Raw genomic sequence first — 8945 nt, 5'->3', positions numbered from 1 at the left:
GGAATCTGCCCACGGCCGGCGCCGAGGATCGACCACACGTAGTCGTCGCCAAACAGGCGGTCGGCGGTGCGGCGCATATGGGCCAGGTCTTCCGGGTGCCCGCCGATGCCACCGCGCAAACCGAATACCGACTGGATAAACAACGGTGGTTTCAGCAGGCCGCGCTCCAGGAAATGGGCGGCGGTGTACAGGTGGCCGATGTCGTAGCACTCGATTTCAAAACGGGTGCGGTTCTCGGCGCAGGAATTGAGGATGTGGGTAATGTCGCGGAAGGTATTGCGAAAGATCCGGTCGTCGCTTTCTTCCAGGTACGGACGCTCCCAGTCATGCTTGAACTCGGTGAAGCGGTTGAGCATTTCGTACAGGCCGAAGTTCATCGAGCCCATGTTCAGCGAGGCCAGTTCCGGCTTGAACTGCATCACCGGTTGCAGGCGTTCTTCGACGCCCATGGTCGGTGCGCCGCCGGTGGTGATATTGATCACCACGTCGCTGGCGGCCTTGATGTGCGGCAGGAATTCGGCGAACAGCGCGGGGTCCTGGCTGGGACGGCCATCGATGGGATCACGGGCATGCAGGTGGACAATGGCGGCGCCGGCTTCGGCGGCACCGATGGCGGCGTCGGCAATTTCCTGCGCGGTGATCGGCAAATGCGGCGACATCGACGGCGTATGGATGGCACCGGTGACGGCGCAGGTGATGATCACAGGACGATTTTTGGACATGACGATTCTCCGACTTTTATTCTTATGAAAAAAATCCCGGGTGTAACTTGTGTGTTCTTCCCTGGCTTAACGCTGACGCGGCCTACAGGTACTCGACGTTACCGTCGACACTGATCGCCTGGCCGGTGACATTGCGGGCAGCAGGCGAGCAGAGAAACAAGGCCATGGCCGCGACGTCTTCGGCGGTGACCATGCGCTTGAGGGAGATCTTGTTCAGGTATTCCTGGCGCATCTCGGCTTCCGGCACACCGACCTGTTCGGCACGGGCGCGGATCACGCCGTCCATGCGCGGGCCTTCAACGATGCCGGGCAGCAAGGCGTTGACGCGGATGTCGCTTTCACCCAGCTCCGAGGCCAGGGATTTCATCAGGCCGACGATGGCCCATTTGGTCGCCGCATACGGCGTGCGCCAGGCGTAGCCGAGGCGCCCGGCGACCGAGGCGATATGCAGCAGATGGCCGTGGGACGATTCCTTGAGCATCGGCACCGCGTGGTGGGCAAAGCGGTATTGCGCCGTCAGGTTGATATTGATCGTGGCTTGCCACTCGGCATCGCTGATGGCGTCGATGCCGCCGGTGGGCCCGGCAATCCCGGCGTTGTTGACCAGCACATCCAGCCCGCCGAATTGCTCGCGCTGCACCTGGAACACCGCCTCGATCTGCGCGGCATCGCTCACGTCGGCACGGGTGGCGACAGTGCCCGGGTACTTGTCGCGAAACGCCGCCAGGGCCGCTTCGCTGACATCACACACATGCACCTTGGCACCCGCCTCCAGATAGGCCGCCGCCAACACTTCACCGATGCCGGCAGCCCCGCCGGAAATCAACACACGTAACCCAGGATAAGGCTGCAGCCGCTGTAGGACACTCATGCACGTTTACCTCCTGAAACAGACGACCGCGAACGGTCGTTCTTGACGAGCAGGCGCGCCAGGGAATCGGCGGCCTGCATGATGTCATCGGTCACGGCCGCGCGGGCACCGGCGCCATCGCGGGCGGCCAGGGCTTCGACGATGCGCGTATGCGCCTCCATCGAGCGTTGCAAGTGAGCTTTATCGGGGGCGACCAGGGCAAAACACGGGCCCATGTGCAGCCAGAAGTTTTCCACGGCGGCCATGGTCAATTCGGCCTGGGCGACGGCATAGATCCGACGGTGAAAGGCGAAGTTGGTCCACAGGTAGCGGGAAACGTCGACTTCGTCGGCGGCCTGTTGCATCTGTTGGCAGAGGTCGGAAATTTCGTCGAGGTCGGCTTTTTCCAAGAGCAGCACGGCTTTTTCTGCCAGCAAACCTTCCAGGGCGACCCGCGCATCGCGAATCTCGCGCAGGCGTTCGACCGTCATCATGCGGACCCGCAGACGGGAGGTTTCGGTGACTTCAAAGGCGTTTTCGGCGCTGAGGCGCTGGAGGGCTTCGCGCACTGGCATGGGGCTGGAGCCGAGGGCTTCGGCGAGGCCGCGGATGGTGAGTTTCTGGCCGGGCTGGAAACGACCACTCATCAAGGCTTCGCGGATCTGGCGATAGACCTGGTCTTGCAAGGTATCGCGGGACACCTGGCGCAAGGTGGGAAGGAGTAGCGGGCCATCTGTCATGAGTCAAAACCTGTGTTGTCGTTCTTATGGCTCCAATATGTGATCACAAATCAAATATGTCAAATAGTTTCCCGTTGACGGTATGCACGACGCTGACTCTAATGAGCCCTTTCTCCAGCAAGGACCGCTGAACCATGAAATTTGCCTACACCATCGTCTACGTCCCGGACGTCGCTGCATCCCTGCAATTCTTCGAAAAAGCCTTCGGCTTCAGTCGCCGTTTCCTGCATGAATCGGGGGCCTATGGCGAGTTGGATACCGGTGATACCACCCTCTCTTTTGCAGCGCATGAGTTGGGCGAGATGAACTTCAAGGGCGGGCATGTGGAGGCGCATGCTTCACAGCAACCGCTGGGGATGGAGTTGGGGTTTGTTACCGAGGATGTGTCAAAGGCTCATGCCAGAGCGCTGGCCGAGGGTGCGACAGAACTTGCTGCGCCGAGCACCAAGCCTTGGGGGCAGGTGGTGTCGTATGTGCGGTGCCCGGATGGGACGCTGGTGGAGTTGTGTACGCCGATTCAAAACTGAAGAAACACTGTAGGAGCGAGCTTGCTCGCGAAGGTCGTTAACGATAACGCGGGAAATCAGGTGCCCCGCGTCGCCCTCAGGTTTTTCGCGAGCAAGCTCGCTCCTACAGGAAACAAGGACTCAAGGCTTGAGCGGGCGCTCCTGGTCACGCTCGGACAGTTCCGTGCCATCGTCCGGATGCTTCCAGGTCTGCGGCTTTTCTTCCTCGCGAAGCTTCCTCGCCCGCTCCTGCTCCAACTCTTCGCGCTGCTTCTGTTCGTTGCTCATACCCACCTCCCATCCGTAAGAATTGGACACACTGGGCAAGCATAGATGAGGGAGCGGTTTTGTGTGCATCCGGCAATTGATAACCACGACGCATCAATACATGTAAACAACTCACTTATCATTTCCAAATGTGTCAGCCACTATCCGCGGTCTTAAGCGAAACAAGCACTTTAAAAAGAACGCTGGAGACACAAGAAAATGCAAAACCCTTCACGGCCTGACTCTGCCCGCTCCAAAGTCGGCGCGGTCTTTCGCGTCACCTCCGGCAACTTTCTCGAACAGTTCGACTTCTTTCTGTTCGGTTTCTATGCCACCTATATCGCCGCCGCCTTCTTCCCTGCCGCTAATGAATTTGCGTCATTAATGATGACCTTCGCCGTGTTCGGCGCGGGCTTTTTGATGCGTCCGCTGGGGGCTATCATCCTCGGCGCGTACATCGATGATGTGGGCCGTCGCAAAGGCTTGATCGTGACCCTGGCGATCATGGCCAGTGGCACCCTGCTGATCGTGCTGGTGCCCGGCTATCACACCATTGGTTTGTGGGCACCGCTGCTGGTGCTGATGGGCCGGCTGTTGCAAGGTTTCTCGGCCGGTGCCGAACTGGGCGGCGTGTCGGTGTACCTGGCCGAAATGGCCACCCCGGGCCGCAAGGGTTTCTATACCAGTTGGCAATCGGGTAGCCAGCAGATCTCCATCGTGGTCGCGGCCGCCCTGGGTTATGGCCTGAACCAGTGGATGGAACCAGCCGTGGTTGCCGATTGGGGCTGGCGCATTCCGTTCGCCATCGGCTGCGTGATCATCCCGTTCATCTTCGTCCTGCGCCGCAACCTGCAGGAAACCGAAGAGTTCGCCAACCGCAAGCATCGCCCGACCATGCGCGAAGTGCTGGCCACCCTGGTGAAGAACTGGACCATCGTGATCGGCGGCATGATGATGGTGGCGATGACCACCACGGCCTTCTACCTGATCACCGTGTACGCACCCACCTTCGGCAAAACCGTACTCAACCTGACCACCGCCGACGCCCTGCTGGTGACCCTGCTGGTGGCCGTGTCGAACTTCATCTGGCTGCCCATCGGTGGCACCCTCAGTGACCGTTTTGGCCGCAAGCCGGTGCTGATCGCCATGACTGCTTTGACCGTGCTGACCGCTTATCCGGCACTTTCCTACGTGGTCAATGCGCCAAGCTTCGCGCACATGCTGGAAACCCTGCTGTGGTTCTCCTTCCTCTACGGCATGTACAACGGTGCCATGATCCCGGCCCTGACCGAGATCATGCCGGTGGAAGTGCGTGTGGCCGGCTTCTCCCTGGCCTATAGCCTGGCGACCGCGATCTTCGGCGGTTTTACCCCGGCGATTTCCACCTGGTTCATCCACGAGACGGGCGACAAGGCATCGCCCGCCTACTGGCTGATGTTCGCCGCGCTGTGCGCCCTGTGCGCGACGTTCGCGCTGTATCGCCGCGCCAGCGCCCGTCTGCAAGTTGCCTGAGGAGTCGCACTGATGAACCCCATGCTGAAAACACTGGCGGCACTGGCGATCGGTTCCCTGGCGATGGTCGCCCACGCCGAAGAGCTGAAAGTCATGACCTCCGGCGGCTTCACCGCTGCCTACAAGGTGCTGGGTGCGCAATACGCCACCCAGAGCGGCGACACCCTCGACACCATCCTCGGCCCGTCGATGGGCAAGGCGCCGGAAGCGATTCCCAACCGCCTGGCCCGTGGCGAACACGCCGACGTGGTGATCATGGTCGGCTACGCACTGGATGAGCTGATCAAGCAAGGCAAGGTCGACAAGGCGTCCCGGGTTGAACTGGCGGACTCGCGCATCGGCCTGGTGGTCAAGGAAGGCGCGGCCAAGCCCTCGATTGCCACCGATGCCGAACTGAAGACGGTACTGACCAACGCCAAATCCGTCGCGTACTCGGACAGCGCCAGCGGCGTCTACGTCGAAAAGGAACTGTTCAAGAAGCTCGGCATGCCGTCCAAGGGCACCATGATCGAACGCATCCCGGTGGCCTCACAGGTGGCCAAGGGTGATTACGAAGTGGGCTTGCAACAGGTGTCCGAACTGCTGCCGATTCCAGGCGTGACCTACGTCGGAAAGATCCCCGAAGACGTGCAGTCCGTCACCCGTTTTGCCGCCGGCATTCCGGTAAATGCGCAGCACCCGGCGCAGGCGAAAAAGCTCCTGCAATTCCTCGCCTCGCCCCAGGCGCAACCGGTGGTGCAATCCACCGGCCTGGATTCGGTCTCACACTGACCGGAACGGCATCTCCCGCGTCAACCGCTCCAGTTCCAGTGCCGCCGGCGTCAACGTACGCCCGCGGCGCTTGATCAACCCCACGTTGCGCACCACCTCCGGCTCCACCAGCGGCACGCTCGTCAGAATCGGATGTTCGCCGCCCGGCATCGCAATCGACGGCACCATCGCCACCCCAAGCCCCGCCTCCACCAGCCCGATCATGGTCGTCACGTGATGGGTTTCGCAGATGCTTGGTTTCTTCACCCGCACGCCGCGCAGGGCCTGGTCCAGCAGGAAGCGGTTGCCTGAGGTCTTGTCCACGGTGATGTAGTCGTACTCGTACGCCTCGGCCCACGTCACACTGGCGCGGTCCGCCAGCGGGTGCTCCCGGCGACAGGCCAGTACATAACGCTCCTGCAACAACAGCTCGAACTCCACCCCGTCTGCCAGGCTGCCGCTGAAACTCACGCCGAAATCCGCCTCGCCACTTTCCACTGCCGCACACACCTCGCCCGCACTGGCGTCCAAGACCCGCAGGCGAATCTTCGGATAGAGTTTGTGGAATTCGGAGATCACGTGGGGCATGAAGTAGTACGCGGTGGAGGGCACACAGGCGATGGTGACATTGCCCATGCGGGTCGAGGCGACGTTGCTGATGCCCATCAGGGCGATGTCCAGGTCATCGAGCATGCGCTCGACTTGCGGCAGGAACGCGCGGCCGACCATGGTCAGGCTGACCCGGCGCGTGGTGCGTTCGAAGAGTTTGACGTCGAGGGCGGATTCGAGCTTCTCGATACGCCGGCTGAGGGCCGGCTGGGAGATACGGATGGCTTCGGCCGCCGCACGGAAACTGCCCTTGTCTACGACGGCGCGGAAGGCCTGGAGGTCGTTGAGGTCGAAGTTGATGATCATCGAGTGGGCCGTTGGGTAGTCGCGGGAGAAAAACGCTCAGATGCAAAAAACCCAGCAACAGGCTGGGTTTTTCCGGTATCTGCCGTATACAAAAATCCTGCCTCTGCTAACAGCTCAGTGAGCTGGGCTTGATCATAGGTCTCGGGTATTAGGGCGTCAATTGTCGCAAAACTGGCATCAAGCTTCACACGCTCGCTGGCACCGTCAAAACCCTTGATCAGCAGGTCTACGTGAATCTGCACACCGTATAAGCGTTTCAGTTCAATGACCTCTTGATGCTGTCCGGCTTCCTACGTGCAAGTCAGCTTCTTCCTGTTTTTCCTGAAGCAAAGACACCTCTGCCCAGTTTGCCTAGAATCGCGCGTTCGACTCGTTATGACTAAGGATTAAGCCATGACCGCCCCAATCTCCAAAAGCACACCGCTGACTTGGTATGTTGAAAATTTCCCTGCATTCAGCGGCATCGTTACTCTACTCGCCGTTGTGTGGCTGCTTTGTTTCATCTACCGACGCTCCGGCTCTCTGTTGTTTCTGCGCGACTGGATTTGGCGTTTTTTTGGTGGGCAGCCGCACTTCGAAACCGAACGTTTCGAACGCATGCGCAAGGACCTCCGTGAGCTGGAGTACTACCGCTATGAGTTCAACATTCCTGCAAACACCTTGCAGGATGCAGACTCGGCTGAAGAGTGGATGTACAACAATGGATTCACCCCACGCGATTTCGGTCGAGTGAAGCGCTACATTGACTGGAGCGACTTCACTGCCTTGAGCTTCATCACCAGAAGGTTCGCGCAGTGGAGGACCAATTGCTGTTTCTTGTTGGCCATCGTGCTGCTGGCAGGCGTAGCGATCACTCCACCTTTGATTGAATCCGGGTATTTGATGGTGTCACTGAAAAACTCTCCGGAGTCGCCATCATTCTACCTCTCCGAAGAAAACGTGAAGTTCGGGATATGGTCCGACGCAAGGCTCACTGTTGAGCAATGTCGGTCATCAGGGTCTCTGCAAGCCTTCATCCTTCCCGGTCTGCCAGAAGAAAAGCTCGACGTCATCTGCTCATTTTTTATCGATAAAAACTACAGTAAATACGTGCGCGACGGTTTGAGCGAACAGCGCGGGCTCCTGCTGTGGTTCGCCTTGCTCTCGATGGGCGGGATGATCTGGCTGGTTATCCTTATCGCGCGAATGGAAGTCGCCCGTAAGCTATACCGCCAGTGGCTTGCCAGAGGGATCAGGTGATTCCCAGAGACGTTTCAGGTGGGGCACGATATGCAGCCCTCTTGCAGGTGACCACGACAATTAATTTATATTCAGATCTTTTCTATTCACGACTACCTACCGGCAGCGCACTCAATGGATAACACAATAAAAAGGACTTCCAACCCAGCGCCTCTCTATCGCGCGCTTCTTCTGGGTCTGTGGCTACTGGGGTTGCTCTGCCTTGCCACCCTGGGCTTCTTCGCCTGGCAAAGTTTCTATCCGGTCAGCGCTGCCAATAACTGGAGTGTGCAAGTGATCCACCGCAATGTGGAAAAGGCTGCGTCGCTGATGCCAATGCTTGACGGTTCGCTGATGGTCAGCCAGGAATTGAGCAACAGCCTTGGCAGTATCGTGCGCATCTTGCCCGACGGAAAACGCGAACAGGTGGTAGGAAATTTATCCAAACCGGATGGGATGGTCGCCACTCAAGGCGGTTGGGTATTCAGCCAGGAAGTGGACGGCGCGCCGGTCAGTTTCCTCAAGGACGGCGTCGTTACCGAGCTGTTCAAGGGCGACAGCGTGCAAGGGCTGTGGGACGACGGCGAGTTCCTTTACGCCATCGAAGACCGCAAGGTAGCTGCCCGCATACTGCGCTATCGCTGGAGCGACAAGACCTTGAGCGTCGTGCGTGACCAACTCAGCGAAGGCGAGTCGATCGTTCGCTGTACCGATGGGCGCATGCTCTACACGGAAAAGAAGAAGGGTGTGGTCCGCGAATTAACCGAGGACGGTAGCGATCCAGTGGTACTGAGCCAATTGAACAAACCCACCTTCCTGATGTGCGATGAACGCGGGTTATGGATCAACGAGGATTCCACCCACCGCGCGCGTTTGTTGTTGATCGACAAGCAAGGACGCCAGCAGACGATTCTGTCTTTCCTGAAGGCGCCACAGTCGATTGTGCGTACGACGAAGGGAACGTACCTGGTGGCCGAAGGGGGTCGTGACCGGATCCTGGAGCTGGTGCCATCCGTGGCACGACTAGACCCGGTTACAGCTGAAACCGCGCCACCGCCTCATTGAGCGACACGGCCAAGCGCGCCAGCTCTTGGCTCGACCCGTTGATCTGCCCCGCTCCCGAAGACGACTGCGCAGACAGGTCACGAATATTGACGATGTTGCGATCCACTTCCTTGGCCACCTGCGCCTGCTCCTCGGCGGCGCTGGCGATGACCAGGTTGCGCTGGTGAATCTGGTCGATGGAGTCGGTGATCTGGCTCAAGGCTCCACCGGCGCCTTCGGCCAGGATCAAGGTTTCGCTGGCCCGCTGGGTGCTCGATTGCATTGAGGTCAGTGCCTCGCTGGAGCCACTGCGCATCGCGGTGACCATCTGGTCGATTTCCAGGGTCGATTGCTGGGTGCGATGGGCCAGCGCACGCACTTCGTCGGCCACCACGGCAAAGCCACGCCCGGACTCACCGGC

General features: G+C 59.6%; 12 protein-coding genes. 5 read left to right on the top strand and 7 right to left on the bottom strand.

Annotated elements, in window-relative coordinates:
• The 3 genes from HX846_RS00060 to HX846_RS00050 form a co-directional block, all read right to left on the bottom strand.
• A partial coding sequence (locus HX846_RS00060) for a 3-keto-5-aminohexanoate cleavage protein (protein WP_178964769.1) occupies nucleotides 1–722 on the bottom strand: 722 nt, incomplete at its 3' end.
• 82 nt (nucleotides 723–804) lie between these two features.
• Nucleotides 805–1593 (bottom strand): SDR family oxidoreductase, encoded by a 789-nt coding sequence (locus HX846_RS00055; RefSeq protein ID WP_087692590.1) that lies wholly within the window; start codon nucleotides 1591–1593, stop codon nucleotides 805–807.
• Complete coding sequence (locus tag HX846_RS00050) at nucleotides 1590–2312, bottom strand: GntR family transcriptional regulator (RefSeq protein ID WP_003211913.1); 723 nt, start codon at nucleotides 2310–2312, stop codon at nucleotides 1590–1592. Before HX846_RS00050 ends, HX846_RS00055 begins: the two co-directional genes overlap by 4 nt.
• A 134-nt stretch (nucleotides 2313–2446) precedes the next feature.
• On the opposite strand from HX846_RS00050, the gene HX846_RS00045 reads away from it, so the two are divergent.
• Nucleotides 2447–2839 carry a VOC family protein gene (locus HX846_RS00045; RefSeq protein WP_178964768.1) on the top strand — a complete coding sequence of 131 codons (393 nt, stop codon included), beginning with the start codon at nucleotides 2447–2449 and terminating at the stop codon, nucleotides 2837–2839.
• A gap of 120 nt (nucleotides 2840–2959) precedes the next feature.
• Here the strand turns inward: HX846_RS00045 and HX846_RS00040 are convergent, their stop codons facing one another.
• Entirely contained in the window at nucleotides 2960–3106 is a 147-nt protein-coding gene (locus tag HX846_RS00040; RefSeq protein ID WP_166742144.1) for a hypothetical protein, read from the bottom strand.
• A 198-nt stretch (nucleotides 3107–3304) separates the two neighbouring features.
• On the opposite strand from HX846_RS00040, the gene HX846_RS00035 reads away from it, so the two are divergent.
• Together HX846_RS00035 and HX846_RS00030 are read left to right on the top strand one after the other, a co-directional pair.
• Nucleotides 3305–4597 carry an MFS transporter gene (locus tag HX846_RS00035; RefSeq protein ID WP_003211917.1) on the top strand — a complete coding sequence of 431 codons (1293 nt, stop codon included), beginning with the start codon at nucleotides 3305–3307 and terminating at the stop codon, nucleotides 4595–4597.
• Nucleotides 4598–4609: 12 nt separating this feature from the next.
• On the top strand, nucleotides 4610–5368 hold the full coding sequence (locus tag HX846_RS00030) for a substrate-binding domain-containing protein (protein WP_008437882.1): 759 nt from the start codon (nucleotides 4610–4612) through the stop codon (nucleotides 5366–5368).
• Here HX846_RS00030 and HX846_RS00025 read toward each other — a convergent pair.
• Together HX846_RS00025 and HX846_RS39320 are read right to left on the bottom strand one after the other, a co-directional pair.
• Entirely contained in the window at nucleotides 5360–6262 is a 903-nt protein-coding gene (locus tag HX846_RS00025; RefSeq protein ID WP_003211921.1) for a LysR family transcriptional regulator, read from the bottom strand. The two genes, HX846_RS00030 and HX846_RS00025, sit on opposite strands and share 9 nt — an antisense overlap.
• On the bottom strand, nucleotides 6259–6504 hold the full coding sequence (locus tag HX846_RS39320) for a hypothetical protein (protein WP_008437880.1): 246 nt from the start codon (nucleotides 6502–6504) through the stop codon (nucleotides 6259–6261). Before HX846_RS39320 ends, HX846_RS00025 begins: the two co-directional genes overlap by 4 nt.
• Before the next feature lie 151 nt (nucleotides 6505–6655).
• Here HX846_RS39320 and HX846_RS00015 point away from each other — a divergent pair, with 151 nt between their 5' ends.
• A complete protein-coding gene (locus tag HX846_RS00015; RefSeq protein WP_003211924.1) occupies nucleotides 6656–7501 on the top strand; it encodes a DUF6216 family protein in 846 nt (281 codons plus the stop codon).
• 192 nt (nucleotides 7502–7693) lie between these two features.
• Nucleotides 7694–8545 (top strand): hypothetical protein, encoded by an 852-nt coding sequence (locus tag HX846_RS00010; protein ID WP_003211926.1) that lies wholly within the window; start codon nucleotides 7694–7696, stop codon nucleotides 8543–8545.
• On the opposite strand, the gene HX846_RS00005 is transcribed toward HX846_RS00010, so the two are convergent.
• A partial coding sequence (locus HX846_RS00005) for a methyl-accepting chemotaxis protein (protein ID WP_256739747.1) occupies nucleotides 8514–8945 on the bottom strand: 432 nt, incomplete at its 5' end. The two genes, HX846_RS00010 and HX846_RS00005, sit on opposite strands and share 32 nt — an antisense overlap.

The sequence above is a fragment of the Pseudomonas sp. K5002 genome (assembly GCF_013386655.1).
Classification (GTDB): Bacteria; Pseudomonadota; Gammaproteobacteria; order Pseudomonadales; family Pseudomonadaceae; genus Aquipseudomonas.
This window is presented reverse-complemented; position numbering and strand designations above follow the sequence as displayed.